The following is a 26,017-nucleotide window of genomic DNA, read 5'->3' on the forward strand; positions in this document are numbered from 1 at the left end:
GCGGTAGGCTTACAGTATGGGGGGATGAGGGCCGTAGGTCGTCATCCCCTTTATTTTACGAGTACCCACAGTGACCCCTGAGCCCGTGATCCCAGAGCCCGTGACCCCTAAGCCTGTGACAAGCGAAACGCCGACACCCGAACTGAGCCATCCTGCCTACGGGGAGAAGGCTCTACGCGGCTTGCCGGCGGACTATTTTCAGTTGCTGAAACCGCGCGTGATGTCCCTGGTGGTGTTCACCGGTCTGACGGGGCTGGTCGTTGCGCCGCAAAAGATAGACCCGTTTCTGGCCTTTATCGCAGTGCTTTGTATTGCGCTGGGGGCTGGGGCAGCGGGCGCGCTGAACATGGCCATTGAAGGCGAAACCGATGCCCTGATGCGCCGCACCCGCGGGCGCCCCGTGGCGTCAGGCCGCGTCAGCAAATCCGACGCCATGGCCTTTGGTGGGGTGCTGGCCTTCCTGTCCGTGGCCATGATGTGGCTTGCCATCAATGTGGTGGCCGCCGGTCTTCTGGCCCTCACGATCCTTTACTACGTTGTTTTTTATACGATTGTTTTGAAGCGCCGCACGCCGCAGAATATCGTTATCGGGGGCGCAGCCGGGGCCTTTCCGCCGGTGATCGGTTGGGCCGCCGCCACGGGTCACGCGCCGCTTGAAGCGTGGCTGCTGTTCGCCATCATCTTCCTGTGGACACCGCCTCATAGCTGGGCGCTGGCTCTCTATACCGCCGAGGACTATGCCAAGGCCGGTATCCCGATGATGCCTGTGGCCAAAGGCGCCAAATCGACCCGCCTGCAAATCCTGATCTACAGCCTGATCATGGCTCCGATGGCCTGCTTGCCCGTTGCGTTCAGCATGGGCGGGATGATCTACGCCGCTGTGTCGGTTCTTGGCGGTGCCTTTTTCATCTTTCTGGCCGTGCGTCTGTTCCTGTCCCGGGCGGGGGACCACCCCGAAGGCGGCGAAAATTCGCTCTATGACGTCAAGAAGGAAGCGCTGGCGGCGCGGAACCTGTTTGCCTTTTCCATCCTCTACCTGACGGCGCTTTTCGCCGCCCTGTTGATCCATCACGCCTTCATGGGAGCCTGAGCCAATGGTTGACAAGGACGTTCTGACCACCCCCGAAGATGACAAGAGGGCCTATCTGGCCGCCCAGAAGCGGCGCAATATCGCCATTGGGCTGGGCCTCCTGGCCTTTGTGGTGCTGGTGTTTCTGGTTTCGATCATCCGTATGACGCAAGGCGTACAGGCGGCGCACGGCGGATGAAAAAACTGACCCGCAATCAGAAGGTTGCCGCGTGGTGTCTAGCCGGGCTGATCGGTATGTTCGGTCTGGCCTATGCCTCGGTGCCCCTTTATCGCCTGTTTTGTCAGGTGACGGGCTTTGATGGCACGACGCAGCGCGCAGAGGCCGAATCTTCGGTGGTTCTGGACCGCAAGATTCGCGTCTATTTCGACACCAATGCCAACAACATCCCGTGGAGCTTCAAGGTCGAGCACCCAGTGCAGAACACGCTGCTTGGCAAGACCAACATGATCTATTTCACCGTGCGCAATGATGCCGATGTCCCGCTCACCGGTCGCGCCAGCTATAATGTGCTCCCCGAAGCCATGGGCGGCTACTTCATGAAATTGCAGTGCTTCTGCTTTACGGATCAGACCTTACAGCCGGGTGAGGAGCGCACCTTCCCGGTCGTCTATTATGTCGATCCGAAGATGCTGGAAGACATTGACGCAAAGAACACCAAGGACGTCACCCTGTCCTATACCTTCTTTCCGTCTAAAGAGACGAAAAAATAAAACGGTTCAATATCTTGTAAAGCGTATTTGAGTTTCTTTGCTGCGGGGACACAGGCTCATAAAAACAGAGTGGCCGGATTGTGTTCACAGCCGATTTGCCCTAAGACTCAAGGTCTAATCATATAACGGAACCGTCAGTGTCCGATACAGGGGGACACGGCGCATCGAGGTGAGTTGCCGACTATGTCTAACGACGCCGTCAAACACGATTATCACATTATCAACCCCAGCCCGTGGCCGCTGCTCGGCTCGCTGTTCGCCGTGGTCATGTTCATCGGTCTGGTGATCTGGATGAAGGGGTTGTTCGGCATCGAAAAGACCCCGGTGGTCTTTGCCGGTGGCCTGCTGGGCGTCCTTTACGTCATGTGGGGCTGGTGGGCCGATGTGATCAAGGAATCGCGCGCTGGTGACCATACACCGGTTGTGCAGATCGGCCTGCGTTACGGCATGATCATGTTCATTGCCTCGGAAGTGATGTTCTTCGTGGCGTGGTTCTGGGTCTTCTTCGAAATGGCCCTGTTCCACGAACACCGCGCTGGTGTGGCCTCGGCCATCGAAGAGGTCCGCACGGCGTGGGCTTCGGCGGGCAGCACCGATCCGAATGGCTGGATGCCGGCCGGCGTTGAGGCCGTTTCGGCCTGGCAATTGCCGCTGCTCAACACGCTTCTTCTGCTCCTGTCTGGCACGACCGTCACCTGGGCGCACCACGCGCTTCAGGAAGGCGATCGTAAAGGCGCCAAGTGGGGGCTGTTCCTGACCGTCATTCTGGGGGCCATCTTCACCAGCGTGCAGGCCTTCGAATATTATCACATTGTCCACCATCACCTGTTCTTCAACGAAGAAGCCGCCAATGCCGGTCTTTACGGTTCGGCCTTCTTTATGGCCACGGGTTTCCACGGGTTCCACGTCCTGATCGGCACCATCTTCCTGCTAATCTGCCTGATCCGCCTGATGCGCGGTGGTTTCACGCCGCAAAAGCACTTCGGCTTCGAAGCGGCGGCCTGGTACTGGCACTTCGTTGACGTGGTGTGGCTGTTCCTGTTCGCCTTCATCTACGTCATCTTCGGAGCGTAAGCATGGCCGGTTCCGATAGCCGCGAGGTCAATTTCCTCGCGGCGGCGCGGGGCCACTGCCCCGTCTGCGGTCAGGGGAAACTCTTTAAGGGTTTCCTCAAGATCGCCCCGGAATGCAGTCAGTGTCACATGGACTTTCAGGCGGCGGATACCGGAGACGGTCCCGTCGTCTTTGTCATTCTGATCGTCGGCTTCATCGTCTGTTTCGGATTTATGATCACGGCTCTGAGCCAAGATTGGCCCCTGTGGCTACATATGATCATCTGGCTGCCTATGGCGCTTTTCCTCAGTCTGGGCCTGATGCCGCCGCTTAAGGGCCTGATGGTGGCGTCGCAGCTCAAAAACCGCGTCAGTGACAAGGACCGCTTTAAATGAAGCGACTGCCCGTCGGTTTGAGCATAGCCGTGGGTGTGGCCCTGCTGATCCTGTTGGGGCTTGGCACCTGGCAGATGCAGCGCCTGCACTGGAAGACGCAGTTGCTGACCGATCTGGCGCGGACGCGGGCCATAGCCCCGGTGGCGCTGGACGGCCTCCTATCTCAACCCGGCGATCACGTCTGGCGGCAGGTGACGCTCGATTGCCGCAGTGATTCGCGCGATCTTGTCTATATGTACGGCGTATCCGATGGCGTAGCGGGGTTCCACGTCCTGACCCATTGCCCAACCGGGCAGGGCGTCATTCTCGCAGATCTCGGCTTTACGGCGCAAAAACCGCTCGCCGACGCCGTCGCTACCATCACCCTGACCGGGCGGTTGCGGCGCTTTGAAACGCCCAACGCTTTTGTACCGCCGAACAATCCCAAGGCCGATGATTGGTACTCGCGCTCGGTGCCGGACCTCTCGAAGCGCTGGAGCGTCACCCTGCGCCGGGACTATTTCGTAGCGGCGACCCAGCCCGTAGCCCCCGACCTGACGCCCGTAGATGCCGCCGCCAATCTGTCCAATCGCCATCTGGAATACGCGCTCACTTGGTATGGGCTGGCGGTGGCGCTGATCGGTGTCTATATAGCGCTTCTGTATTCGCGCCGAAGGGCCGAAATGCGTAAAGGCAGATCATGAGTTTCACCCCTCTTGGCGTGGGTAACGCCTCAGTCGCCACCCTGAGCAACGGCCTGCGGGTGGTCCACGACCCTATCCCCGGCCTGCACACCTTCGCCCTGACGGCCATTATCCACGGCGGAGCGCGCTACGAAGCGCCGCATCAGTCGGGCTGGGCCCACCTCAGCGAGCATATGGTCTTCAAGGGTGCTGGCGGGCGCAGCGCGCGCGAACTGGCCGAAGTCATCGAACATCGCGGCGGCACCATCAACGCCTCCACGGGCTATGAGCACACCCGTTTTGAGGTGCGCGGCATGGCCGAACTGCTGCCTCTGGCTGTCGAGGTGGTCGGCGACCTGATGTTCCGTCCGGCGCTGGAGGCCGAAGAACTGGAGCGCGAAAAAAAGGTCATCGAACAGGAGATCTCCGAGGCCTTCGATGCGCCCGACGACCACGTGTTTGACCTGCTGCAAGAGGCCTGCTTCGGCGATCATAGTCTGTCGCGCCCCATCCTCGGCACGCCACAAAGTCTCGCCCCGGCGCGGTCGGACACGCTGCGCGCCTATATCGAGGGCCTGTATAATCCGGCAGATATCGTCCTGTGTGTGTCGGGTGGCGTCGAAGCGGCGGGCGTACAGGCTGCCGTCGAGGCCCATATGGAAGTGCCGGCTCGACCGGCGCGCGAGGCGGACACAGCGGCGCGTTTTGTGCCGCGCCACATCCGCCATGTGCGCAAGGTCGAGCAGACGCATCTGACGCTGGCCTTTGAAGGCGTCAACCGCTTTAACGACGACCTGTTTGCGCTCAAGCTGTTCGGCGAAATTCTGGGCGGCGGCATGGCGTCCCGCCTGTTTCAGGAAGCGCGCGAAGACCGCGGTCTGGCCTATTCCATCGACGCCTGGACGACGCAGTTCCGCGATACCGGGATGCTTGGCATCTATGCTGGCTGCGCGCCCAAAGATGCGGCGGACCTCAGCGAGCTGATCGTCAGCGTCATGCGCGGCCTGATCGACAAACCGCTGGAGTCCGAGCTGGAGCGCGCCAAAGCGCAATACACCACCTCGCTTTATCTGAACGACGAAAATGCCGCGCAACGCGCCAACACACTAGGCGGGCAGGTCCTGACCTATGACCGCGCCTTTACGCTCAGCGAGCAGGTTACGCGGCTGGAGGCGGTGACGCTGGATGACCTGCGCCGCGTCGGCGAACGCACGCTGCACGCGGGCGTGGCGACGGCCATTCTGGGACCAGCGTTGAAAAGTGATCTGCAAAAACGTCTTGAAGCGACTTTGGCTTAACCCAGCGGAATGATTTCTAATCATTCCGCTCAAGCCGCCATTGAGGCGATGGCCAGGGTGTCGGAGCTATCGCCCGGCGAGGGGCTAAACAAAAAAATCTGGATCATTCATTATAATGATCGAGAAACGCCTTGCGGGCGGCGACGCCCGTATCGGCGAAGTCTGTAAACAGTCCGTCGATACCCATGGCAAACAGTTGTTTGAATTCGGCCTGCGCATCGCACTTATAGGCGGTGGGCAGGCGGTCATTGCGCAGGGTCCAAGTGTGAACCTTAAGTCCCGCCTTGTGCGCGGCGTCGATCAGAACGCGGTTTTCGTCGATGCGGCAGTCGGCCTCGCTGGTCTTTTCCGTCACCGGCCCCGTGGCCACGGCCCTGAGCAGGTAACGCTTCCACGGCGCAATGACATCGGCATAGGTGCGCACGTCGGCCAGACCTTCGGGCGTCAGCATGTCGGCATAGACGCCCTTGCGCCCGGCGGCGGCCCAGTCGAAGGGCACCGATGCGCCGACGTCACCCGTGGCGAAATTGACATCCCCGCCATCGACCAGTTGCACGCGCGGCAGGGGCGACAGGGCCTTTAGGCGCTTGAGGCTGTCGGCTTCGAAGGATTGCAGGAAGACGGCGGAGTGGGCTTTGTTCATATCGCCCCGGCTCAGGGCCTCGATGAGTCGCTCTTCCAGCGGCAGACCGGCGACGCGGTGCAGGGTCGGATGCTTGGTTTCGATATATAAACCCACGCTCTTACCCGTCGTCTTGAAGTGATTTCTCACCAGACCGATTACCTCTTGCAGCGTCGGCACCTCAAAGCGGCCGTTATAGCTCTGGTCGCGATCGGCAAAGGCCTGACGGGCGCGCAGGGTCTTGATCTCGGCGAGGGTAAAGTCGCTGGCGAAAAAGTCGGTGATGCTCATCCCGTCCACGGTAAGGGTCCGCTTGCGGGCCGCAAATTCCGGGCGTTGCGCCACATCGGTCGTGCCGGACAGCATAGGCTCATGACGGCAGATCAGCACGCCGTCCTTGGTCGCCACCACATCGGGTTCGATATAGTCAGCGCCCATGTGGATGGCGAGATTATAGGCTTCGAGCGTGTGTTCGGGGCGATAGCCGCTGGCGCCGCGGTGGGCGATGATCAGGGGCATCTTGTGCTCCGTCGGCTTGGTGGCGGCCAAAGAGGGCCTGAGCCCGATGACTCCGCCCAGAACGGCCCCGGTGCCGGCAATGGCTCCGAAGGCGAAGCGGCGGCGGGCGGTATCGACGGGCAGGGGCATGGCACACTCATCCGGAAAGGGCGTTCATGTCCATAGAGTGTCTCGATGACAGGCCTGTGAAAGTCGGGCCTATGAAAGTTGAGCTGCTGAGGTTGTCAGGCCCGTCCGGCATTGAGGCTGAGGTGTTCCGGTGAAATGCCCAGTAACTTTAAGGTTTTGCTCCACAAAGCTGAGGCATCATGTGAGAACAGCAGATCGGCCTGACACGGGGCGACCAGCCACGCATTGTCACGAATTTCGGCCTCTAATTGCCCCGGCCCCCATCCGGCATAGCCCAGCGCGATCAGCACCCGTGACGGACCCGCTCCGCGCGCCAGATCGACCAGAATGTCGCGCGAAACGGTCAGGCCGATCCCGTCGCGCAGTTCCAGCGCTTCTGGATCGATATCGAGCGGCAGGGTTACCTCATCAATAAAGTAGTCGAGGCTATGCAACACGAAGCCGCGCTCGTTCTGCACCGGGCCACCATTATAGATGGGGGTGGCGACGTGGCGGTTGTCGGTAATGTCGATACCCAGTTCCTCCATCATGCGCGGGAAGGTCAGGCCACCTATGGGCTGATTCAGCACAATCCCCATCGCCGATTCCGGATCGTGCTGACACATATAGATGACGCTGTGGTCGAAATTGGGGTCATCAAGGCTGGGCATGGCCACCAGCAGGCGACCCTGTAGTGACGTAGGCTCAAGCGATGTGGGCTCAGGCGGGGCAGGGGGATTTGAAGAGGCCGGGCTGGTTTTGCTCATGCCGCAAAGATGGGCACGCAAGCCGTCTCTGGCAAGAAAAAACCTTATAAAGACCGTCCGGGTGCTCTGGTCTATGGTCTGGGACGGGCCTATAAGCGGCGGGCCATTCAACGGAGATTTAGCCATGACGATTCAACCCGGTGACAAGCTGCCCGAAGTGAAATTCTCTTCCCCGGCCGAAGACGGCCTCAAGCCGCTGACCACCTCCGAAGTGTTTGCCGGTAAACGCGTCGTGCTGTTTGCCGTGCCGGGCGCCTTTACCCCCACCTGCTCGGCGCGCCACCTGCCGGGCTTCCGCGATCAGGCCAAGGCCTTCGCGTTTAAGAATATCGACGTGGTTGCCTGCACCAGCGTCAATGATGGATTCGTGATGAAGGCCTGGGCCAAGGATCAGGGCCTTGCCGGCGAAGTGCTGATGCTGGGCGACGGCAATGGCGAGTTCGCCGAAAAGGTCGGTCTGGTTCTTGACGCCGAAGGTTTCGGCATGGGCAAGCGCTCGCAACGCTACGCCATGATCGTCAATGACGGCGTGGTCGAAAAGCTGTTCATCGAAGCGCCGGGCGAGTTCAAGGTCTCGTCGGCGGACTATGTTCTGGAACAGCTGTAAAGCCCATTGGCTTTAAGGTTTTGGGGCCGCAGGCCCCAAACCCCTAGCTGGGAACACGTTTAAGGGCCGGAGCGTAAAACTCCGGCCTTTTCTTTTGCGCTAGAGCGAAATCCGATAAAGTGGACACCACTTTTCGGAAAAATTGCGCGACCAAACAAAAACTTAGAGCCATTCGGCGGCTCAACTTAGCCGACGAATGCTCTAAGTGATGGGGTGCGGGGTCTGCGACCCCGCATCTTAGAAGCTGTCGTCTTCCAGTGCGAACAGGGCTTCCGATCCAGCCTTCATCTTTTGCAGATGCGCTTCGGCTTCGGGCAGGATGCGCTCAAGGAAGACGCGTCCGACCTTCAGCTTGTCAGTATAGAAGGGATCGGTCGAACCCGCGTCGATGGCGGCCTGAGCGGCGGCGGCCTGCTGGGCCCAGCTATAGGCCAGCGCGGTCAGACCGAACAGGCACAGATAGTCAAGTGAACCCGCGGCGGCGGCGTCCGGATTGCCCATGCCGTTTTGCATCAGCCACATGGTGCCGTCCATCAGGCGCGCCTTGGTGTCTTTCAGGCCCTTGACGAAGGTGGCGGCGCTGCCAGCTTCGTGTTCGGCGACATAGGCGTCGATTTCGGCGAAATAGGCCATCACGGCGCGACCGCCCTTGGACGGCAGCTTGCGACCGACGAGGTCGAGCGCCTGCACGCCGTTAGTGCCTTCGTAGATCAGCGTGATGCGGATATCGCGCATATATTGCGAGGCCGGGAAGTGTTCGGTGAAGCCCGAACCCCCGTGCACCTGCATCGAGTCCTGCGTGACCTTGAGGCCCTTTTCGGTCAGATAGGCCTTCACAACCGGCGTCAGCAGGCTGAGGAAATCATTGGCCTTTTCGCGGGTGGCCTCGTCTTCGGCATATTTGGCCAGATCGGCCTGAAGCGCGACCCAGGTGAGGAAGCCCCGGCCGCCTTCGAGCAGGGCGCGGCTTTCGAGCAGCATACGGCGCACATCGGGGTGGACGAGGATAGAGTCGGCGGGCTTGTCCGGCGATTTGGGGCCGGTGAGGGCGCGCCCTTGCAGGCGGTCCTTGGCGAATTCGACGGCGGCCACATGGCTGGCGTGACCGATGGCGAGGCCCTGAAGACCGACGCCGAGGCGGGCATTGTTCATCATGTAGAACATGATCTTCAGCCCTTCGTGGGCGTTGCCGAGCAGCCAGCCCTTGGCGTCTTCATAGATCATGACGCAGGTGGAATTGCCGTGAATCCCCATCTTGTGCTCAAGGCCGGCGCAGTGGAGGCTGTTGCGTTCTCCCGGATTTCCGTTCGCATCCGGAATGAATTTGGGCACGAGGAACAGCGAAATACCCTTGACGCCCGCCGGGGCCCCTTCGATACGCGCCAGAACGAGGTGACAGATATTGCCCGTAAAGTCGTGCTCACCCGCCGAAATCCAGATCTTCTGACCGGAAATCTTATAGGTGCCGTCGCTGTCCGGCACCGCCTTGCTGCGCAGCAGTCCAAGGTCCGTTCCGCAATGTGGCTCGGTCAGGTTCATCGTCCCCGACCATTCCCCGGCAATCAGCTTGGGCAGGTACAGGGCCTTCAATTCGTCCGTGCCGCCTACGCTGAGAGCGGCCACTGCGCCGTCAGTTAGGCCGGGGTACATGGCAAACGCAGAGGAGGCACCGGTGAGCATTTCCGAATAGGCCGTGGCCACGACGTGCGGCAGGCCCTGGCCGCCGTATTCGGGGTCGCCCCCCAGAGCCGGCCAACCGGCCTCAACCATCTGAAGATAGGCTTCCTTATACCCCTTCGGCGCCGTAACGCTATGGTCCGGATGAAGGACGCAGCCCTCCTTGTCACCCGGCGCGTTCAGCGGCGCGACCACCTCTTCCGTGAACTTTGCACCTTCTTCCAGAATAGCCTGAACGACGTCGGGTGAGGCGTCCTGAAAACCCTTCAAATTTGAATACTGGGCAATGTTCAGCACGTCGTTGAGCAGGAACTGATAGTCGCGCACGGGGGCCTTATACGGCATGGAGGTACTCCTTGGCGTTGTGATAAGCTTTGTTCAGGTGTCTTAAATGTCGGCGTCAGCGCTCTGATTATCAGGCGCTTTTTCGGTCGTCCTCGACGTGAGAGGCCTGTACCGCTTCATGTTTGGCGATCTCGCCTTCCATCCACGCGCAGCCTTCCACCATGTCCTTTATGGCCTGATCGATGTCTTCGCGCTGGCGTTTCAGGTTCTCAATCTGATCGTGGTATTTAGCCACGGTGGCGCGCATCTGCTTCACGCCACGGTCTTCGCGGTTATACAGATCAAGCACTTCGTGGATTTCGATCAGCGAAAAGCCCATGCGCTTGCCGCGCAGGATGATCTTCAACCGCGCCCGGTCGCGCGCCGAATAGATGCGTGTCTGGCCCTTGCGTTCCGGGCTGATGAGGCCCTTATCCTCATAAAAGCGCAAGGCGCGGGCGGTGACGCCGAATTCTTTGGAAAGCTGGCGAATGGTGTAGGTACGCATGTCCATGGTGACCCCCTGTGTAAGGTCGTTATAATTGACGTTTACGTAAACGTACATCTAACTTGCCCCAAACGTCAAGAGGTGCCTGTTTCACATCTTCGTGCCAATGGGCCGCGCAGCGGTTTCATTTGACGCCTGCCGTCCCGCGCTTTAAAGCCACGGCTCTGCTTTTGTTTGCCCCGAAAGGTGTTTTTCAACGTGTCTTCCGAACTGACCCTCCTCGCGCAACAGGGCCGTGCTTGGCCCTTCGAGCAAGCCCGCGCCCTGATTGCGCGCGTGCTGAAAGTGCGTCTGAAGGATCAGTCGGAGCAGAAACGGGCGCACGAGCTAATCACGGCGGGTAAGACCGATGAGGCGCTGAAGACCTTTGAGGCGCTTCATCGTCCGGTGATCTTTGAAACCGGCTACGGGCCGTCGGGTCTGCCGCATATCGGCACCTTCGGCGAAGTCGCGCGCACCACCATGGTGCGTCAGGCCTTTACGGCCCTAACCGGCGGGCACTGGGCGTCGCGTCTGATCTCGTTTTCGGACGACATGGACGGCCTACGTAAGGTGCCGGAGGGCATCCCCAATCCGGATATCCTGCGCGAAGACCTGTACAAGCCGCTGACCGTGGTACGTGACCCGTTCGGGACGCACGACTCGTTCGGCGCGCACAACAATGCGCGTCTGCGGGCCTTTCTCGATTCGTTTGGGTTTGACTATGAATTCAAGTCAGCCACGGATGCCTATAAGGCGGGCGAGTTTGACGTCACGCTTCTGACGGCGCTGGAGCGCTTTGACGATATTCAGAAGATTATGCTTCCGACGCTGGGGCCGGATCGTCGTATCACCTATTCGCCGTTTCTGCCGATTTCGCCGGTCACCGGCCATGTGCTTCAGGTGGCGACGCTTGAGCGCAACGTGGCCAAGGGCACGATCGTGTTTGAAGAAAACGGCCAAAAGTTTGAGGTGCCGGTTACCGGTGGCCACGTCAAGATGCAGTGGAAGCCGGACTGGGCCATGCGCTGGGCCGCTTTGGGCGTTGATTACGAAATGGCCGGTAAGGATCTGATTGACTCGGTCAAGGTGTCGTCACAGGTGTGTAAGGTGCTGGGCGGCACGCCGCCGGAAGGTTTCAACTACGAACTCTTCCTCGATGAGCAGGGCCAGAAGATATCGAAGTCGAAGGGCAACGGCCTGACCATGGAAGACTGGCTGCGCTATGGCGCGCCGGAATCGCTGGCCTATTACATGTTCCAGTCGCCGAAATCGGCCAAGAAGCTTTACTTCGATGTCATTCCGCGCGCCACGGATGAGTTCTTCCAGCAACTTGACGCCTTCCCAAAGCAGGAAGAGGCCAGGCAGATCGAGAACCCCGTCTGGTTCGTCCTGCGCGGCGAAACGGGCACGAAGTCGCCGCCGGTGACCTTTGGCCTGATGCTCAATCTCGTTTCTGCGGCCAATGCCTCGGATAAGGAAACCCTGTGGGGCTTCCTGCGCGGCTATATTCCGGGGGCGACGCCCGAAACGGAGCCGGTGCTCGACCGTCTGGCCGGCTATGCGCTCAACTATTTTGAGGACTTCGTCAAACCCTCCAAAACCTTCCGTCTGCCCGATGCCAAGGAAAAGGCGGCGCTGATCGACCTGCGTGACCGTCTGGCGGCGCTCGATCCCGAAACGCGCGATGCCGAGGCGATCCAGAACATCGTCTTCGAAGTCGGAAAGACGCATGAATTCGAGCCCTTACGCGCGTGGTTTCAGGCGCTCTATGAGGTGCTGCTGGGGCAATCCCAGGGCCCGCGCTTCGGCTCGTTTGTCGCTATTTTCGGCATTGCCCGCACGCTGGACCTGCTCGATCAGGGTATCAGGGGCGAACTGGTATAAAAGACAGCCTCTTCGGAAACGGAGGGGCTTTCCTTTTGCCCCATGCGTGTCACTCTCCCTGTCATCAACCAACGGGAGGTGTTCATGCGTGCGTGGCTTATCGGTGCGGCGTTGGCGGTGTTTCCCTCTCTGGCCGTGGCGCAGGGCCTGCCCAAGCCCGTGGCCATTGATGCCGAGGTGCAGCGGGTCCTGAAGGACACCGGAGCCAAAGGCCTGGCCATCGCGGTGATCGACAACGGGAAGGTGGGCTATGTGCAGGCCTATGGTGTGCGCAACCCCAAAGGCGAGCCGCTGACCCCGCAAACCGTGATGTATGGCGCCTCGCTGACTAAGGCCGTGTTTGCCTATACGGTCATGCAGCAGGTCGATCAGGGGCGCCTGACGCTGGATACGCCTTTGGCAGACATGCTGCCGCAGCCTTTGCCGAGCTATGCGTCGCCTGACATTATTAATCGTTACAGCGACTGGTCGGCGCTGGATGAGCGCTGGCGCAAGCTGACGCCGCGGATTGTGCTGACCCATTCGAGCGGCTTTGCCAACTTCTATTTTCTGGAACCGGATGAGAAGCTGAAATTCCATTTCGATCCGGGGGCGCGTTACGCCTATTCGGGAGATGGTCTGCTGACGCTGCAATTTGCTATGGAAATGGGGTTGGGCCTCAGTCTGCGCGACGAAACCGACCGTATCTTCAAAGGGTTGGGCATGACGCGTAGTAGCCTGATCTGGCGGTCGGACTTTGCGGGCAATCTGGCCGATGGCTGGAACGACAAGGGCGAGGTCGAGGTGCACGATGAGCGGTCAAAGGTGCGGGTAGCCGGGTCTATGGATACGACGATCAGTGACTTTGCCCGATTTGCGGCGGCCTTTGTGCGTGGCGAGGGGCTGAGCCCGGCGGCGCGGGCGGAAATCACCAAACGGCAGTTGAAGATCACGACGCGGACGCAGTTTCCGCCCTTTCAGCCCGAATTACCGGCGGATCAGCAGCGGGCCGACCTCTATGCGGGGCTGGGCGTGGTGGTGTTTGACGGACCGCAGGGGCACGGCTTTTACAAGGGCGGGCATAATGACATTACGGCTAATACGTGGGTTTGTGTTGAAAAATCAAAGCGCTGCGTGGTTATCCTGTCGAACGATGTGCGGGCGGAAGCGCGATTTGCGGCACTGGTAAAGTTCGTGCTGGGCGAGACGGGCGTGCCCTATGAATGGGAGTATGGGGATCACGCAGGGAAGTCGTGACAAGGAGGGTTATGGGGCGTGGGGTCCGTGACCCCACAAACCTTTATACTCAAAGAAAAGGCCTATCGGTTTGCCGATAGGCCTTTTCTTTGAGCGTAGAAGACTTGGGGCCGCAGGCCCCAAACCCCAAAACTTCCCGTCACTGACTGGCCCACACAATCCGCGCCAGCCACGTCACCTGCGACCGCTCCAGCACCCGATTGGAAAAGTCCGGATTAAGCGAACGCAGCTCAACCTGCTTCTCAGTCAGCCGCACCAGTTCCTTGGCCATGACTTCGCCTTCGCTCGTCTTCACCACCACTCGGTCGCCGCGCCGCAGGTTCTGACGCAGCGGATCAACAATAATTCGGTCGCCGTCGCGGTAAAGCGGCAGCATAGAATCACCTGAAATCTCAAGCGCATAGAGACCTTCGCCCGCCGGCAGGCCGATCTCGTCCCAGCCCTGACCAACCGGAAATCCTGCATCGTCAAACAGGCCGTCATTGCCGGCCTGCGCAAACCCGATCAAAGGCACACCCTTCGGGACCGGACGCGGCTCAGTCAAAGCGGCAAAGTCGGGAAAGCTTTGGCCCGTCGCGTCCAGCACTTTAGCCAGACTTTCGGTCGAAGGCCAGCGCGGCCGCGGCGGGTCTTCGGTCGATTGACGTTTCGACTTGTTAAACGCCGTAGGGTCAAGACCGGCCAGTCGCGCCAGTCCAGACGGTGACGTGCCGAGGTTTCGCGCCAAACGGTCTATGGCGTTCCAGATTTGTGCGTGCGAGAGGGACATGCCGGGCTTCCTGTGAGATGGAAGGAAATAAATCCACAGGCAGGAAAATCAACTTATTTTGTGAATATAGTCCTATTTATTGCGCGATGTTGCGAGCGCGACCCAAAACATCACCAATAGCCTTTGACAGCCCCGGCGATCACTGGCCCCGGATGTGAGGATTTCCATCTCAGGATAATCAGCACACCCAAAAAAGCCGTTCGCCATCAAAGCGCTGATGACGTGATCATAGACACTGCCCCACAGCATCAGCAGCGGTAAACAGCAAGAGCCTGGCGATCCACACATGCCGGCGCCCGTCATCGCGGAAAATGCTGTCGATTCGCTGACGAGCCACGCGTCGTGGCTCTTATGGGCGTCTTGTTTCCTCCGGCAACGGGCTCCCCACCGAAACACCTGAATAGGGTGGGAGGAGTGGAAACATCTATTGATTGTGGCAAGCAGGATTTAGCAAATCAGAAAGTGCGCCTGAAGCGTGGCGATGGGCTGTTCGCGCAGTTCCTGCCACGCCCAGGCCTCGACGTTGGCTATGGTGCGACCGACCCGGTTTATGCGCGCTCGGGCAAAGGTGTCGATGGGCTTGCCGGAGCGCAGATACTGCACGCTGACATTGACCGGCTTGGGGATCTGCTCGAACGTTTCAAACACCGACAACTGCGCCGTGGCGGTCAGTTCCAGAAACGCCCCGATCGTGCCGCCATGCAGAGCGGGTAGCAGCGGATTGCCGATCAGGTGCGGCGCGAACGGCAGGATGGTGGTCAGTTCATTGCCTGCCATTTCCATGCGCAGGTTGAGAAATTGCGCGAAAGGTATGCGGTTGAACAACTCTTCCGGACCGCTGAGCATAAGGTCGGCAATCATGCATGGGCCTCGCGGTTTTTGAGGCAGGGGTGCGAGATGATGAAGGCGGCTTGCGCCGCGGCAACTGGGTCGTTCAGGCTGTCGTCATAGGCAAAGCCACGCACAAAACCTACGCTGCGCGTCAGCTTGTAGCATTTGGCCAGGATAAACAGATCACGGCTGGGCTGCGCCGGGCGCATATAGTCGATGCGCAAATCCATCGTGGCTATAGGTTTGTATTCATTCAGCTCATCCCAGACCGCCATCCCGCAGGCGTGGTCAAGCAGTGCCGTTACGGCACCGCCGGCGATGACCCCCGTTTCCGGATCACCGATCAGGGACTGCGCATAGGGCAGGCGTAAGCGGATGCCTTCTTCGCTGCGTCCGGCGTAGCGGGCGCCCAGCGCCTTCATATAGGGGATATTGTCCACCAGAAGATCGAAACCTTCACGAAAAGGCGCAATTGGCATTGCTTCGCCTCTCTATATTTTATTATTCAATGGGTTGCTGGGAAGTTCCGATCCGACTTGCCACCTATAAGTACGCTACAAGATGGCCTTATTATCTGAGGCATGGGCCCTTTGGTTACATTGTGACGCATTTTGACCTTTGCGTCAAAACTATTGCGCGCCTTAAAGGCGATAGTTTCCACTTGCAAATTCGCTGAAACGGTTTCTTTACAGGAGAAACCTTTGTTTCCATTACCCAGAGAGTACCCATGACCCCGTCCGATCTTGAAACCGTACCCGCCGAATGTTCGGCTCTGGTGCTGTTTTCCGGCGGGCAGGATTCGACCGCCTGCCTCGCTTGGGCTCTGACCCATTTCGAGCGGGTGGAAACCATCGGCTTCGACTATGGCCAGCGCCACGCCATTGAAATGACGACGCGCGCCCGCGTGCTGGAACGCTTTCCCGAGGTGTTTGAACTGGCGCGCACGCGTCTGGGTGACGACCATGTGGTTGATCTCAAAGGCTTTGGGCGCGTGGCGGAATCGTCGCTGACGCGCGAGCAGGAAATCCGCATGGGTGAACGCGGCCTGCCCAACTCTTTTGTTCCGGGGCGCAACCTGGTTTTCTTTGTCTATGCTGCGGCCGTAGCCGACCGTCGCGGCATAGACCATCTGGTCGGCGGAATGTGCGAGACAGATTTTTCCGGCTATCCCGACTGCCGTAAGGACACGCTGGAGGCCATGCAAACTGTCCTCAATCTCGGCATAGAACGGCCCTACAGGATCGACGCGCCACTGATGTTTCTGACCAAGGCCGAGACCTGGGCTTTGACGCATCAGTTAGGCGGAGATGCGCTGGTTGATCTGGTGCTCGAAGACACCCACACCTGCTATATGGGGGAGCGCGGTCAACGCCATGAATGGGGCTATGGCTGCGGCACCTGCCCGGCGTGCGAACTACGGGCGCGCGGTTTCGAGCAGTGGCGGAACCGCTGATGGTTTATAGTTTCAAAGAGATATTTCTGACTCTTCAGGGCGAGGGCGGGCAGGCGGGTCGCGTAGCGGTGTTTGCGCGCTTTGCCGGTTGCAACCTATGGAGTGGGCGCGAACAGGACCGGGCGACGGCAGCCTGCACCTTCTGCGACACGGATTTTGTCGGCACCGATGGCGAGGGTGGCGGCAAGTTCGACACGCCCGAAGCGGCGGTGGCTGCGCTGGATGCGCATTGGGGTCAGATTGACCCCGCGCACAAATCGGTCGTCTTCACCGGCGGGGAACCGCTGCTGCAACTGGATGCACCTCTGATCGCGGCGGTGAAGTCCGCGGGCTATTTCATCGCGGTAGAATCGAACGGTACGCTGCGCGCACCCATTGGCATCGACTGGTTGTGCATCTCGCCCAAGGGCGAAAACCGTCTGCATCAGACGTCCGGGCAAGAGTTGAAACTGGTCTGGCCGCAGGATCGCGTCGATCCGGCGGAGTTTGCCCGTATGGACTTTGAGCGCTTCTATCTGCAACCGAAAGACCCGCTGGATCAGAATCCGGCCATGCGCGCCGCTCATACGCAGGCGGTGATCGACTACTGTCTGGCCCATCCTCAATGGCGCATGAGCGTTCAAACGCACAAGGTCGTAGGTGTCAGGTAGATTTATCTCGGCGCGTCCGGCGACGACGCGGCCGCTTTCTGACCATCGAAAGCAGCAGACCTTCGCGCAGGCCACGATCGGCGACGCGCAGACGGTCACACGGCCAAAGGCTTTGCACGGCTTCCAAAATGGCGGCCCCGGCCAGCACCAGATCTGCGCGATCCTTACCGATACAGGGTTCCTGCTCGCGTCCTCTTTGTCCCAGCCCCAGCAGACGGTCGATGACTGTGCGGCACTGATCATGCGTCATCCACAGACCATCGACCTTTGAGCGGTCATAACGGTCCAGCTTAAGATGCATCCCGGCAAGGGAGGTAATGGCCCCGGAAGTACCGACAATATACGCCTGCTGCGCCTCAAACCAGGGGCGCAGGGGTTCCGGGGCTTTGAAGTCGATCAGGGATTGACGCACATCCTCGACCATCTGCGCAAACCATACCTGTTTGTCACCATTGGCCGGCTCTGGGAAGCGTTCGGCTAAGTTGACCACGCCTTTAGGAATGGAGATCCAGTATTGCGGCCGCGGTGTTTTCCCCCGCGCCGTCAGGCCTCGCGCCGCGTTCGTGCCGGTTGGCTCCGTTGCTTCCCCCAGAGGCAGCCAAGAAATCTCGGTCGATCCACCGCCGACATCCATCACAATAGCGGCTCTGGCGTCGCCTTCCAGCAACGAGGCGCAGCCGACAACCGACAGACGCGCTTCTTCTTCCGGCGTGATGATCGTCAGCTTGAGACCTGTTTCCCTTTCAACGCGGCGTATGAAGTCGGGACCGTTTTGCGCAATGCGGCAGGCCTGTGTGGCGACGGCGCGCGTGCGTACCACAGGCCGCCGCCCGATCTTTTCGGCGCACAGCTTAAGCGCCGCTAGCGCACGTTCCATGGCGCGATCGGACAGATTGCCCGTCTGGCTCAGGCCTTCGCCCAGTCGCACGATGCGAGAAAAGGCCTCAACGATGCGGAACTGACCGTTGTGCCAAGCGGCGATCATCAAGCGGCAATTATTGGTTCCGAGATCAAGCGCGGCATAGAGCGGAGATGGGTCCATCGCCACCAGACGCTGGGGCGGCCTATCTTGTTGCGGTTGGGCTCGCGCGGGTGACGTGGGCGCCGCCTTAACGGTCGAGGCCGCGCTTTGGCCGCTGCCTCTGCGGGCGCGGCGCGGTCCACGCCTGCGGGGCGTACCGCTTTTTGAGGGAGCCTCACTCATGGTGGCTCATACCCCGCTTGATCAGTATGTGGGACGCTTGGGCCTTTGGCCGCGTCAAGTTGCTCTGAGCCTAGACCGCATTTTCCTCCGTGCAAAGCGCTTTTGTGTTAATTTCGTCACGTCGCGGACGGGTAATTCTGCAACGACCCACGCGCCGCATGAATTGCCTGCGATTCCGACAACCAAAGGGGGAAGGGGGGAGGCGCAGGTGTCGAGTCGCGGTACACCAGACGGGTGGACAATACCGCAACCGAGGGGAGGCGCTGATGATTACCGATTCTGTCTCTGGTTCCGTTAACGGCGCTTATGTAACGGGCGGCGGGGATCGTGCAGCGCGTTTCGGCATCGGTCAGCTGGTCCGCCACGTCCTGTTCGACTTTCGCGGCGTGGTCTTCGATATTGATCCACAGTTTTCTGATACCGAAGAATGGCTTATGGCCATCCCCGAAGCGGTGCGTCCGGAGAAGGATCAGCCCTTTTATCACCTGCTCGCTGAAAATGGCGACATCTGCTATGTTGCCTATGCGTCCGAGGGCAACCTTTGCCCGGATGAAACGGGAATGCCGCTACGCCACCCGCAGACGGACCTTATTTTTGAACGTTTCGAAAACGGCCGCTATCTCCTGAAATCGCGTCTCGCCAATTAAGCTGCACTGGTCAGTAAGGCGTCATGCCCAGACCTGTAAGGGACTGCCGTAATTTTGCCGTGCTGAAATCGTTTCGTTATGGATAGGGTGGCGTTGTTCGCACGGCTGAAAACCGCGTTTAGCCCGCGTTCATGATGGTTTCTTTATGATGGCGAATGAAACTGACATAAAAAAAGCTCACCAATTCTGGAAGAATTGGTGAGCCCGCTGGGACTCGAACCCAGGACCCTCTGATTAAAAGTCAGATGCTCTAGCCGGCTGAGCTACGGGCTCATCAAGACGTACCTTACGACCGAAGTCGTTTGGGTGCGGTCTTCATAGTGGGGAGTTTTTGTTTGCGCAAGCGCAAGGTTCAAGTTTTATGTGTTGTGTTGTAGATAAATGGCGTACAGCAGGGTGCGCGGAGGGACATTCAGAATGAAGATGTGGCGTATCGCTTCGGCTTTTGGCGGAATCGCGTGCCTCTTCGGCCCCCTTAGCGCCTGCGCGAGCAAGCCTGACAAGGTGCAGATCGTCGCATCTCATCCTGTTGAGGCCAACGATCCCAAGACGAAAAATGATCCGACTTTTAGTCAAACCATGCGCAAGAGCGCTTCGGATGTGGGTGACGGTTTCGGAGACGCCATCACCGCGCCGTTGGTCGATCTCAACCTGAAACGCAAGGAAATCCCCCCGGTTTTGATGCGGGCGTCTAAAAATACGTACGATCTCGCCAATTTGGAGAATTGCGAATCCATCGCGGGCGAGGTGGCCCTATTGGATCAGGCGCTGGGGCCGGATTTTGATGAGCCTCCGCCCCCGGAAGGCACCATGACTTCACGCGGTGGCAAGATGGCGTCGGATGCGACCCTGACGGCTGTGCGTTCAGCGGCCACCGACGTGTTGCCTATGCGCGGCCTGATCCGCAAGATGACGGGTGCCGAAAAACACCAGAAGTCGATGGACCGCGCCATTGCCGCGGGTAATGTCCGCCGGGCCTATCTGAAAGGTGTCGGCATGAACAAGAACTGTTCCCCGCCGGCAGCGCCGTCGTGGTTTGTCCCTAAGCAGGCCCGTGTGACGGTGGAAGAAGTGGTCGATCCGAACCCGGCCGCGGCACCGACATTGCGAAAAATTAACAAGCGCAAATAATTACACTGCGATCTTAAAGCGCCCATTAGCGTTAAAGCGGGATGATTTCGACCGCCGCCATTGAGGCGGCGGCCAAGGTGGCGTAGCACGTCCCCAGCGCGAGGTGAGGCGAATACGAAATCATAATGTTAACACAATGGTTTAGGCGGACGTTTTCAGATGCGTTTCGTGGAACCACGTACGGAAGGCCTGAAACTCACCTGCCGCGATAGCGTCGCGCATGCGGATCATCAGGGCCTGAAAGAAGGCAATGTTGTGCCAGCTTAATAGCACCTGCCCCAGGATTTCCTCCGCCTTGAACAGGTGGTGCAGATAGGCCTTGGAATAGTCGCGGCTGGCCGGACAGTCGCTGGCGGCATCCAGCGGAGTGTCGTCCTCGGCAAAGCGAGCGTTTTTGATGTTGATCGGACCTTCCCATGTCCACACCTGACCGTGGCGACCAGAGCGCGTTGGCAGGACGCAGTCGAACATATCGACGCCACGCGCCACGCCTTCGACCAGATCAATCGGCTTGCCTACTCCCATGAGGTAGCGCGGACGGTTCCACGGCAGGAGCGGCGCGCAGTATTCCAGCGTGTCGCACATGGCCTCATGACCTTCACCAACAGCCAGACCGCCGATGGCATAGCCGTCAAAGCCGATCTCCAGCAGACGGTCGGTCGATTCGCGGCGTAGGCTCTCAAAGGTCGAGCCCTGCTGAATGCCGAACAGGGCCTGCGTGTCGCGCTGCCCAAACGCCTGTTTCGATCGCAGGCCCCAGCGCGCCGACAGTTGCAGCGCGTTTTGCGCGCGCGCTTCGTCGGCGGGCCATGAAACGCACTCATCGAGTTGCATGACGATGTCAGAGCCCAGCAGGTCGGCCTGAATCTCCATCGAGCGTTCCGGGGACAGGACGTGCTTTGAGCCATCGATATGGCTCTGAAAGGTCACGGCCTCTTCGGTGACTTTGGAGATTTGCGACAGGCTCATCACCTGAAAGCCGCCGGAATCGGTGAGGATGGGGCCGTCCCAGCCCATGAATTTGTGCAGGCCGCCCAGCCGCTTAACACGCTCGGCCGACGGGCGTAGCATCAGGTGATAGGTGTTGCCGAGGATGATTTTGGCGTGGCTCTGACGCACCATGTCGAGCGTCAGGGCCTTGACCGTAGCGGCGGTGCCTACGGGCATGAAGATAGGGGTCGGGATGTCGCCACGCGGCGTTTTCAGCACGCCGGTGCGGGCCTGACCATCGGAAGCGGAGATTTCAAAAGGGAATGCGGACATGGGCGGGGTATTAGACGCCCTCAATCTCTAAGTCAAAGCGGTTGCAAGTTGGCTGTCGAAGTTACACCTTCTGATACGACAAGGGAGGGAGTGATGAAGATACATCTATGGGTCGCAGGCGTGAGCTTTGTTCTTCTCGCCCCCATTGCCCACGCCAAAGAAAAACTGGAATGGCGCTACGACCGTGCAAATGAAGGTGTTTTGGTTCTCTATGACGTTGATAGCGGCAGTTACCCTTATGAGGAGCTGTCTTTGACCTGTGAGGACAATGGCGATTTGAGTGTCGAAGCGAGAGGGATCCGCTTATGGAGTGACGTAAACGGGCCTGTTATTGATCCCGATGATCTTCAGAGTTTAGCGATTGAAACGGATATGTTCCGTATTGAAGCCCCATTACAAAAGGTGACCTCTGAGTATTTAGGATGGGCGCAGGCACGGTTCCCTAAGTCCGGTATGTTGGTAGAGGGGCTCAGGGGCGCATTTTTGGTAGTGCGTGCTGTCAATCGAAATCCGGTGACGTCACGCCCGCTGGAGCGGGGTGACTACAGCAGGCTATATTCCCCGCCCGACTACACGAAATCCGGACCTTTTCGCCAATATTGTGCAAAGCGGATTCCCCCAACAGCACGATATTGAAAACTCAACTGTTGCGCCATTTGGTGTAGGCGTCTCTGCACAGATCAGACGCGCGTCTGTATACAGCCTCTTCCTCAGAAAGGCGCTGATGAGCGCGTTCCCAACGCAAAAACGGCGTCAGTTCGCGGTGCACGGAGACGACCGTAGTACCCCATGAGGGTCCACCTGACTGTGTGCGAATTTCACACCCAATACCCGGTTCCAAAATTTCAGTGTGCTTATTACCGTCATCCAAACCGAACGATATGAATAAGAGCAAAGGAAAGCCAAACGTGGCCATAAAATATCCGAATACAATCGGCAGGGCGGTCACGAATTTTATGATCATACGAAATCCGATGCGACTGTCGCCTATGCCCCAGCCTTCCCACGCAAGAAAGGCGTAGGCTGCGTAGGCCAGCGCCAAGGCGGTCATATTGACGAGGGGAGAGGTGAAGCGCAAACCCACGGCCCAAGCTAGGGCGACCACGGGCAAAACAGCGAAGGAGACTGGCAGGAGTTTGTGGCGTTTATGCCGCCAGAAGCGATGGATCAGATAAGCAAGCGGAGGCGCACCGATCAACCCGCCCCACAAAATCCCCATGCCAATCGTCATGACATCCCTATCTGTTTGAGGTCACGGATGTCGCTCGAATTGGGTGACTTTGTGACCCTTATAGGTTGCGTCGCCAAAGGCTTGGTACCCCAATGCGGCTGCCACCTTTTGCGACGGCGTATTGGACGGGTCGATAATGCACACGGTGCGTTGCGGGTGTGTGGCGTCAAACCAGTCGTGGGCGGCCCGCACGGCCTCCAGAGCATAGCCCCGGCCCTGACAGGCGGGCGTAATGGCCCAAGCGGCTTCGGGCGACAGGTCGAAATTGGGCCCCAGACCGCGGTGGAAGTCGGCCAGACCCGTATCCCCTACAAACCGCCCTGTATCCTTTTCGATGGCGGCGAACAGGCCCCAGCCAAAGGCCGTCCAGTGCCCCATGTAGCGCAGCAGGCGGTGCCACACCTCTTCCGGCGACTGCGGCGTGAGGCCTGAGAGGCGGTAAAAGTCCGGGTCGCCGAACATGGCACACAGGCCGTTATAGTCGTCAAGGACGTGCGGACGGAGGATCAGGCGAGGGGTTTCGATCATAGTCAAAGGGGTATCTTGCTTTTCTTGAAGCGGCAATCTGGCGCACACCGTATCCTGCGTTATAAGCGGGTATGACCGCAGATATCGCCCCCTTCTACGCCATAGAGATCAGCCGGCTGGCCCACGCCCTCAAGGATCAGGGGCGCTCCATCATCCATATGGAGTTCGGACAGCCCTCAACCGGCGCGCCGAAAGCCGCGATTGAGGCCGCGCATCGTATTCTCGACAGCGACGGCATGGGCTATTGGGAAAGCACGCCCTTGAAGGCGCGGCTGGCGAAGCATTATCTCGGCAGCTACGGCGTCAGTGTCGATCCGGAGCGCTTTATTCTGACCTGCGGGGCGTCCCCCGCTCTGGTGCTGGCGCTCAGTGCGGGCTTTAAACCGGGGGCGCGTATCGCGCTCGCGCGGCCCGGCTATGTGGCCTATCGCAATGTGCTGAAGGCGCTGAACATGGTGCCGATCGAAATCCCTTGTGGGCCGGAAGTGCGCTTTCAACTGACCGCCGAGGCGCTGAGCACGCTCGATCCGGCTCCGGATGGCGTGATTATCGCCAGCCCGGCCAACCCCACCGGCACGGTCATAGCGCCTGACGAACTCAAGGCCATAGCGGAGGTGTGCCGATCGCGCGGTATCCGCATCCTGTCGGACGAAATCTATCACGGCCTGACCTATGAAGCCCCGGCGCGGTCGTTGCTCGAACACGCGCCAGACGCCTGGGTGGTCAGCAGTTTTTCCAAATATTTCAGCATGGTCGGCTGGCGGCTTGGCTGGTGCTTAGCCCCCGAAAGCCATGTCGCCGCTGCACGCGCCTATGTCGGCAACCTGTTTCTGACCGCGCCCTCGCTCAGCCAGCACGCCGGGCTAATCGCGCTCGACAGCCGCGCGGAACTGGATGGGCATGTCCAAACCTATCGTCGCAATCGCCGTCTGCTGCTCGATGCCTTGCCGCAACTGGGTCTGAGCCGCATCGCACCGCCCGACGGGGCCTTCTATATCTATGCCGATATTGGGCATCTGACCGATGACAGCCTGTCCTTCTGCAAGGCGCTGCTTAATGATACAGGCGTCTGCACCGCGCCCGGCATCGACTTCGATCCGGTCGAAGGGCACCGCTTTATCCGCTTCAGCTTTGCCGTTTCGGCGGATGAGGTCGAGGACGCGATCACGCGCCTGGTGCCGTGGTTTAAGGCGAAAAGTCCTTAAAGATGCAGGAGTCGCAGACCCCTGCACCCCATCACATATTCCGAGCACAACGGATAGTCTGCTTGCTCCAAGTATTGGGGTGCAGGGGCCTGCGGCCCCTGCGTCATCTTATCTTGATTTATTCGTCAACAAGCTCGCATCGCCATACGAAAAGAAGCGATACCCGCTGTTGATGGCGTGTGCATAGGCCGCCTTCATAGCTTCGGTGCCGGCGAAGGCACAGACCAGCATGAACAGGGTCGATTTCGGCAGATGGAAATTGGTCCACAGCATATCGGCGGAGCGCACCGGCACGCCCGGCGTGATGAAGATGTCGGTGTCGCCGCTGAACGGATGGATGCGGCCATCGGCGTCGCAGGCGCTTTCGATCAGGCGCAGGGCGGTGGTGCCGATGGCGATGATGCGGCCTCCGGCAACGCGGGCAGCATTGATGCGGGCAGCCGAGTCGGCTGACACGACGCCGAATTCGGCGTGCATCCTGTGGTCTTTGGTGTCTTCCACCTTAACCGGCAGGAAGGTCCCGGCACCAACGTGCAGGGTGACTTCTTCGAACAGCACCCCCTTGTCCCGCAACGCTTGCAGCAGTTCCGGCGTGAAATGCAGCCCGGCGGTCGGGGCGGCGACGGAGCCTTCGTCACGGGCAAAGACCGTCTGATAGTCGCTTTTGTCCTGCTCATCCTCCGGACGTTTGGAGCGGATATAGGGCGGCAGCGGCATCCCACCCAGTCGGTGCAGACCGTTCAATACCTCAGACGCCGCCTGCTCGAAGCGCAAGACATAGACGCCGTCTTCGTCTTTTGACAGGACACGGGCGCTGAGGTCGTCGAAACGCAGGGTGTCGCCTTCGCGGATGCGGCGGCCGGGTTTCAGAAAGGCTTGCCAACGCTGGCCATCCAGCGACTTGATCAGGGTGGCCTCGAACGCCACCGTCTGGCCCTCGCGCACACGGGTGCCTTTGAGTTGGGTCGGCAGGACGCGCGTATTATTGATAACCAGCAGGTCACCGGCCTTCAGAAGCGACGGCAGATCACCGACGCGCCAGTCTTCGCGCACAACACCATCGACGCGCAGCAGGCGGGCGGCCTCGCGCGGGGTGACAGGACGAAGTGCGATGCGATCCTCAGGTAGGTCAAAATCGAAATCGGAAACCTTCATGCCTGCTTAAAAGGCGATTGCGACCCAAAAAGCAAGAGCGCTCAAATCAAGACGCGCGCGGCGTGTCTTGGGCAGCGGCGGGGGTCTCCTTGCCTTCGATCCAGTTTTCACCGTCGATCATCTCGGCAAAGATACGGATGACGCGGGTGGGGAAGGTGGCGGGATAGGCCTTGGCACGCGCCAGAACCAGCGGGTCCTGACTGATGATGGCCACCTTACGCCCCATATCTCGACCGTGTGCAATGGTGGCCCATTCGCGCGCCAGCCGCCCCAGTTCCTCAAACGGCACGAAACCCTCAAAGCGGCGCATGTCGATAATGATGTCGTAAAGCCAGACCTCGCCCACGGTTTCGAGATAACGCGCGATGCCGTTGACGATCTCCTGACCGTCCAGATCACCGATATAGCGAATAGTGATGCGTTTCTGTTCGTCGTTCTGTGAGAAATTCAGGCGGGAGCGCGGGGGCATGGGAGATGGCTCCGTGGTTGTTATGTCCTGTGTTAACT

29 protein-coding genes and 1 tRNA gene are annotated in these 26,017 nt (G+C 59.6%); 16 read left to right on the forward strand and 14 right to left on the reverse strand.

Going from position 1 to position 26,017, the window contains the following annotated elements; all coding sequences use genetic code 11:
• The first annotated feature begins 100 nt into the window (after positions 1-100).
• The 7 genes from cyoE (at position 101) to ASTEX_RS12980 (ending at position 5,209) form a co-directional block, all read left to right on the forward strand.
• Positions 101-1,090, forward strand: coding sequence for a heme o synthase (gene cyoE / locus ASTEX_RS12955; RefSeq protein ID WP_425359007.1), 990 nt, complete (start codon positions 101-103; stop codon positions 1,088-1,090).
• A 4-nt stretch (positions 1,091-1,094) separates the two neighbouring features.
• Positions 1,095-1,268, forward strand: a complete 174-nt coding sequence (locus tag ASTEX_RS20545) for a hypothetical protein (protein ID WP_013480087.1) — start codon at positions 1,095-1,097, stop codon at positions 1,266-1,268.
• Complete coding sequence (locus ASTEX_RS12960) at positions 1,265-1,801, forward strand: cytochrome c oxidase assembly protein (RefSeq protein WP_013480088.1); 537 nt, start codon at positions 1,265-1,267, stop codon at positions 1,799-1,801. Before ASTEX_RS20545 ends, ASTEX_RS12960 begins: the two co-directional genes overlap by 4 nt.
• Before the next feature lie 183 nt (positions 1,802-1,984).
• Positions 1,985-2,875: a cytochrome c oxidase subunit 3 gene (locus ASTEX_RS12965; protein WP_013480089.1), complete on the forward strand. Its 891-nt coding sequence runs from the start codon at positions 1,985-1,987 to the stop codon at positions 2,873-2,875.
• Positions 2,876-2,877: 2 nt separating this feature from the next.
• The gene (locus ASTEX_RS12970) at positions 2,878-3,249 is read left to right on the forward strand and encodes a DUF983 domain-containing protein (RefSeq protein ID WP_013480090.1); all 372 of its coding nucleotides are present in this window, start codon (positions 2,878-2,880) and stop codon (positions 3,247-3,249) included.
• Positions 3,246-3,932, forward strand: a complete 687-nt coding sequence (locus ASTEX_RS12975; RefSeq protein WP_013480091.1) for an SURF1 family protein — start codon at positions 3,246-3,248, stop codon at positions 3,930-3,932. Before ASTEX_RS12970 ends, ASTEX_RS12975 begins: the two co-directional genes overlap by 4 nt.
• A complete protein-coding gene (locus ASTEX_RS12980) occupies positions 3,929-5,209 on the forward strand; it encodes a M16 family metallopeptidase (protein WP_013480092.1) in 1,281 nt (426 codons plus the stop codon). The genes ASTEX_RS12975 and ASTEX_RS12980 overlap by 4 nt, the downstream gene beginning before the upstream one ends.
• A 103-nt stretch (positions 5,210-5,312) precedes the next feature.
• On the opposite strand, the gene ASTEX_RS12985 is transcribed toward ASTEX_RS12980, so the two are convergent.
• Both ASTEX_RS12985 and ASTEX_RS12990 read right to left on the reverse strand, forming a co-directional pair.
• Complete coding sequence (locus ASTEX_RS12985) at positions 5,313-6,479, reverse strand: glycerophosphodiester phosphodiesterase (RefSeq protein ID WP_013480093.1); 1,167 nt, start codon at positions 6,477-6,479, stop codon at positions 5,313-5,315.
• Positions 6,480-6,574: 95 nt separating this feature from the next.
• Positions 6,575-7,129: a YqgE/AlgH family protein gene (locus tag ASTEX_RS12990; RefSeq protein ID WP_041659368.1), complete on the reverse strand. Its 555-nt coding sequence runs from the start codon at positions 7,127-7,129 to the stop codon at positions 6,575-6,577.
• Positions 7,130-7,349: 220 nt separating this feature from the next.
• Between ASTEX_RS12990 and ASTEX_RS12995 the strand changes: the two genes are divergently transcribed.
• Positions 7,350-7,832, forward strand: a complete 483-nt coding sequence (locus ASTEX_RS12995) for a peroxiredoxin (RefSeq protein ID WP_013480095.1) — start codon at positions 7,350-7,352, stop codon at positions 7,830-7,832.
• 237 nt (positions 7,833-8,069) lie between these two features.
• On the opposite strand, the gene ASTEX_RS13000 is transcribed toward ASTEX_RS12995, so the two are convergent.
• Both ASTEX_RS13000 and ASTEX_RS13005 read right to left on the reverse strand, forming a co-directional pair.
• Complete coding sequence (locus tag ASTEX_RS13000; RefSeq protein ID WP_013480096.1) at positions 8,070-9,854, reverse strand: acyl-CoA dehydrogenase C-terminal domain-containing protein; 1,785 nt, start codon at positions 9,852-9,854, stop codon at positions 8,070-8,072.
• Between the two features lie 70 nt (positions 9,855-9,924).
• A complete protein-coding gene (locus ASTEX_RS13005) occupies positions 9,925-10,347 on the reverse strand; it encodes a MerR family transcriptional regulator (protein ID WP_041659501.1) in 423 nt (140 codons plus the stop codon).
• A 192-nt stretch (positions 10,348-10,539) separates the two neighbouring features.
• On the opposite strand from ASTEX_RS13005, the gene ASTEX_RS13010 reads away from it, so the two are divergent.
• Positions 10,540-12,207, forward strand: a complete 1,668-nt coding sequence (locus ASTEX_RS13010; protein WP_013480098.1) for a lysine--tRNA ligase — start codon at positions 10,540-10,542, stop codon at positions 12,205-12,207.
• Between the two features lie 84 nt (positions 12,208-12,291).
• Positions 12,292-13,443 (forward strand): serine hydrolase domain-containing protein, encoded by a 1,152-nt coding sequence (locus ASTEX_RS13015; protein ID WP_013480099.1) that lies wholly within the window; start codon positions 12,292-12,294, stop codon positions 13,441-13,443.
• A gap of 139 nt (positions 13,444-13,582) precedes the next feature.
• On the opposite strand, the gene ASTEX_RS13020 is transcribed toward ASTEX_RS13015, so the two are convergent.
• The 3 genes from ASTEX_RS13020 to ASTEX_RS13030 form a co-directional block, all read right to left on the reverse strand.
• Positions 13,583-14,212 carry a S24 family peptidase gene (locus ASTEX_RS13020; protein ID WP_013480100.1) on the reverse strand — a complete coding sequence of 210 codons (630 nt, stop codon included), beginning with the start codon at positions 14,210-14,212 and terminating at the stop codon, positions 13,583-13,585.
• Between the two features lie 447 nt (positions 14,213-14,659).
• Complete coding sequence (locus ASTEX_RS13025; protein WP_013480101.1) at positions 14,660-15,073, reverse strand: PaaI family thioesterase; 414 nt, start codon at positions 15,071-15,073, stop codon at positions 14,660-14,662.
• Entirely contained in the window at positions 15,070-15,522 is a 453-nt protein-coding gene (locus tag ASTEX_RS13030; RefSeq protein WP_013480102.1) for a PaaI family thioesterase, read from the reverse strand. The genes ASTEX_RS13025 and ASTEX_RS13030 overlap by 4 nt, the downstream gene beginning before the upstream one ends.
• A gap of 248 nt (positions 15,523-15,770) precedes the next feature.
• Here ASTEX_RS13030 and queC point away from each other — a divergent pair, with 248 nt between their 5' ends.
• Complete coding sequence (gene queC, locus ASTEX_RS13035) at positions 15,771-16,496, forward strand: 7-cyano-7-deazaguanine synthase QueC (protein ID WP_013480103.1); 726 nt, start codon at positions 15,771-15,773, stop codon at positions 16,494-16,496.
• A complete protein-coding gene (gene queE / locus ASTEX_RS13040) occupies positions 16,496-17,146 on the forward strand; it encodes a 7-carboxy-7-deazaguanine synthase (protein WP_013480104.1) in 651 nt (216 codons plus the stop codon). Before queC ends, queE begins: the two co-directional genes overlap by 1 nt.
• Here the strand turns inward: queE and ASTEX_RS13045 are convergent.
• Positions 17,139-18,188 (reverse strand): Ppx/GppA phosphatase family protein, encoded by a 1,050-nt coding sequence (locus ASTEX_RS13045; protein WP_144004739.1) that lies wholly within the window; start codon positions 18,186-18,188, stop codon positions 17,139-17,141. The genes queE and ASTEX_RS13045 overlap by 8 nt on opposite strands.
• A gap of 428 nt (positions 18,189-18,616) precedes the next feature.
• Here ASTEX_RS13045 and hspQ point away from each other — a divergent pair, with 428 nt between their 5' ends.
• Positions 18,617-18,997, forward strand: coding sequence for a heat shock protein HspQ (gene hspQ / locus ASTEX_RS13050; protein ID WP_013480106.1), 381 nt, complete (start codon positions 18,617-18,619; stop codon positions 18,995-18,997).
• Positions 18,998-19,193: 196 nt separating this feature from the next.
• On the opposite strand, the gene ASTEX_RS13055 is transcribed toward hspQ, so the two are convergent.
• Positions 19,194-19,270 (reverse strand) — tRNA-Lys (locus ASTEX_RS13055).
• Between the two features lie 144 nt (positions 19,271-19,414).
• On the opposite strand from ASTEX_RS13055, the gene ASTEX_RS13060 reads away from it, so the two are divergent.
• Positions 19,415-20,128: a hypothetical protein gene (locus tag ASTEX_RS13060; protein WP_013480107.1), complete on the forward strand. Its 714-nt coding sequence runs from the start codon at positions 19,415-19,417 to the stop codon at positions 20,126-20,128.
• A gap of 141 nt (positions 20,129-20,269) precedes the next feature.
• Here ASTEX_RS13060 and tgt read toward each other — a convergent pair whose 3' ends face one another.
• The gene (gene tgt / locus ASTEX_RS13065; protein ID WP_013480108.1) at positions 20,270-21,391 is read right to left on the reverse strand and encodes a tRNA guanosine(34) transglycosylase Tgt; all 1,122 of its coding nucleotides are present in this window, start codon (positions 21,389-21,391) and stop codon (positions 20,270-20,272) included.
• 93 nt (positions 21,392-21,484) lie between these two features.
• Here tgt and ASTEX_RS13070 point away from each other — a divergent pair, with 93 nt between their 5' ends.
• A complete protein-coding gene (locus tag ASTEX_RS13070) occupies positions 21,485-22,027 on the forward strand; it encodes a hypothetical protein (protein ID WP_013480109.1) in 543 nt (180 codons plus the stop codon).
• A gap of 4 nt (positions 22,028-22,031) precedes the next feature.
• Here the strand turns inward: ASTEX_RS13070 and ASTEX_RS13075 are convergent, their stop codons facing one another.
• Positions 22,032-22,622 carry a hypothetical protein gene (locus tag ASTEX_RS13075; protein ID WP_013480110.1) on the reverse strand — a complete coding sequence of 197 codons (591 nt, stop codon included), beginning with the start codon at positions 22,620-22,622 and terminating at the stop codon, positions 22,032-22,034.
• Positions 22,623-22,643: 21 nt separating this feature from the next.
• Positions 22,644-23,150, reverse strand: a complete 507-nt coding sequence (locus tag ASTEX_RS13080; protein ID WP_013480111.1) for a GNAT family N-acetyltransferase — start codon at positions 23,148-23,150, stop codon at positions 22,644-22,646.
• Positions 23,151-23,221: 71 nt separating this feature from the next.
• Between ASTEX_RS13080 and ASTEX_RS13085 the strand changes: the two genes are divergently transcribed.
• Positions 23,222-24,355 carry a pyridoxal phosphate-dependent aminotransferase gene (locus ASTEX_RS13085; RefSeq protein ID WP_013480112.1) on the forward strand — a complete coding sequence of 378 codons (1,134 nt, stop codon included), beginning with the start codon at positions 23,222-23,224 and terminating at the stop codon, positions 24,353-24,355.
• A 108-nt stretch (positions 24,356-24,463) separates the two neighbouring features.
• Here the strand turns inward: ASTEX_RS13085 and queA are convergent, their stop codons facing one another.
• Positions 24,464-25,510, reverse strand: a complete 1,047-nt coding sequence (queA, locus tag ASTEX_RS13090) for a tRNA preQ1(34) S-adenosylmethionine ribosyltransferase-isomerase QueA (RefSeq protein ID WP_013480113.1) — start codon at positions 25,508-25,510, stop codon at positions 24,464-24,466.
• A 46-nt stretch (positions 25,511-25,556) separates the two neighbouring features.
• On the reverse strand, positions 25,557-25,979 hold the full coding sequence (locus tag ASTEX_RS13095) for an STAS/SEC14 domain-containing protein (RefSeq protein ID WP_013480114.1): 423 nt from the start codon (positions 25,977-25,979) through the stop codon (positions 25,557-25,559).
• Between the last annotated feature and the right edge of the window lie 38 nt (positions 25,980-26,017).

The sequence above is a fragment of the Asticcacaulis excentricus CB 48 genome (assembly GCF_000175215.2).
GTDB lineage: Bacteria > Pseudomonadota > Alphaproteobacteria > Caulobacterales > Caulobacteraceae > Asticcacaulis > Asticcacaulis excentricus.

Excerpts from the sequence above, each read along its gene's own strand:
- ASTEX_RS20545 (WP_013480087.1), top strand. The coding sequence starts at position 1,095 with ATGGTTGACAAGGACGTTCTGACCACCCCCGAAGATGACAAGAGGGCC.
- ASTEX_RS12960 (WP_013480088.1), top strand. The coding sequence starts at position 1,265 with ATGAAAAAACTGACCCGCAATCAGAAGGTTGCCGCGTGGTGTCTAGCC.
- ASTEX_RS12965 (WP_013480089.1), top strand. The coding sequence starts at position 1,985 with ATGTCTAACGACGCCGTCAAACACGATTATCACATTATCAACCCCAGC.
- ASTEX_RS12970 (WP_013480090.1), top strand. The coding sequence starts at position 2,878 with ATGGCCGGTTCCGATAGCCGCGAGGTCAATTTCCTCGCGGCGGCGCGG.
- ASTEX_RS12975 (WP_013480091.1), top strand. The coding sequence starts at position 3,246 with ATGAAGCGACTGCCCGTCGGTTTGAGCATAGCCGTGGGTGTGGCCCTG.
- ASTEX_RS12980 (WP_013480092.1), top strand. The coding sequence starts at position 3,929 with ATGAGTTTCACCCCTCTTGGCGTGGGTAACGCCTCAGTCGCCACCCTG.
- ASTEX_RS12985 (WP_013480093.1), bottom strand. The coding sequence starts at position 6,479 with ATGCCCCTGCCCGTCGATACCGCCCGCCGCCGCTTCGCCTTCGGAGCC.
- ASTEX_RS12990 (WP_041659368.1), bottom strand. The coding sequence starts at position 7,129 with ATGCCCAGCCTTGATGACCCCAATTTCGACCACAGCGTCATCTATATG.
- ASTEX_RS12995 (WP_013480095.1), top strand. The coding sequence starts at position 7,350 with ATGACGATTCAACCCGGTGACAAGCTGCCCGAAGTGAAATTCTCTTCC.
- ASTEX_RS13000 (WP_013480096.1), bottom strand. The coding sequence starts at position 9,854 with ATGCCGTATAAGGCCCCCGTGCGCGACTATCAGTTCCTGCTCAACGAC.
- ASTEX_RS13005 (WP_041659501.1), bottom strand. The coding sequence starts at position 10,347 with ATGGACATGCGTACCTACACCATTCGCCAGCTTTCCAAAGAATTCGGC.
- ASTEX_RS13015 (WP_013480099.1), top strand. The coding sequence starts at position 12,292 with ATGCGTGCGTGGCTTATCGGTGCGGCGTTGGCGGTGTTTCCCTCTCTG.
- ASTEX_RS13020 (WP_013480100.1), bottom strand. The coding sequence starts at position 14,212 with ATGTCCCTCTCGCACGCACAAATCTGGAACGCCATAGACCGTTTGGCG.
- ASTEX_RS13025 (WP_013480101.1), bottom strand. The coding sequence starts at position 15,073 with ATGATTGCCGACCTTATGCTCAGCGGTCCGGAAGAGTTGTTCAACCGC.
- ASTEX_RS13030 (WP_013480102.1), bottom strand. The coding sequence starts at position 15,522 with ATGCCAATTGCGCCTTTTCGTGAAGGTTTCGATCTTCTGGTGGACAAT.
- queC (WP_013480103.1), top strand. The coding sequence starts at position 15,771 with ATGACCCCGTCCGATCTTGAAACCGTACCCGCCGAATGTTCGGCTCTG.
- queE (WP_013480104.1), top strand. The coding sequence starts at position 16,496 with ATGGTTTATAGTTTCAAAGAGATATTTCTGACTCTTCAGGGCGAGGGC.
- ASTEX_RS13045 (WP_144004739.1), bottom strand. The coding sequence starts at position 18,188 with ATGGACCCATCTCCGCTCTATGCCGCGCTTGATCTCGGAACCAATAAT.
- hspQ (WP_013480106.1), top strand. The coding sequence starts at position 18,617 with ATGATTACCGATTCTGTCTCTGGTTCCGTTAACGGCGCTTATGTAACG.
- ASTEX_RS13060 (WP_013480107.1), top strand. The coding sequence starts at position 19,415 with ATGAAGATGTGGCGTATCGCTTCGGCTTTTGGCGGAATCGCGTGCCTC.
- tgt (WP_013480108.1), bottom strand. The coding sequence starts at position 21,391 with ATGTCCGCATTCCCTTTTGAAATCTCCGCTTCCGATGGTCAGGCCCGC.
- ASTEX_RS13070 (WP_013480109.1), top strand. The coding sequence starts at position 21,485 with ATGAAGATACATCTATGGGTCGCAGGCGTGAGCTTTGTTCTTCTCGCC.
- ASTEX_RS13075 (WP_013480110.1), bottom strand. The coding sequence starts at position 22,622 with ATGACGATTGGCATGGGGATTTTGTGGGGCGGGTTGATCGGTGCGCCT.
- ASTEX_RS13080 (WP_013480111.1), bottom strand. The coding sequence starts at position 23,150 with ATGATCGAAACCCCTCGCCTGATCCTCCGTCCGCACGTCCTTGACGAC.
- ASTEX_RS13085 (WP_013480112.1), top strand. The coding sequence starts at position 23,222 with ATGACCGCAGATATCGCCCCCTTCTACGCCATAGAGATCAGCCGGCTG.
- queA (WP_013480113.1), bottom strand. The coding sequence starts at position 25,510 with ATGAAGGTTTCCGATTTCGATTTTGACCTACCTGAGGATCGCATCGCA.
- ASTEX_RS13095 (WP_013480114.1), bottom strand. The coding sequence starts at position 25,979 with ATGCCCCCGCGCTCCCGCCTGAATTTCTCACAGAACGACGAACAGAAA.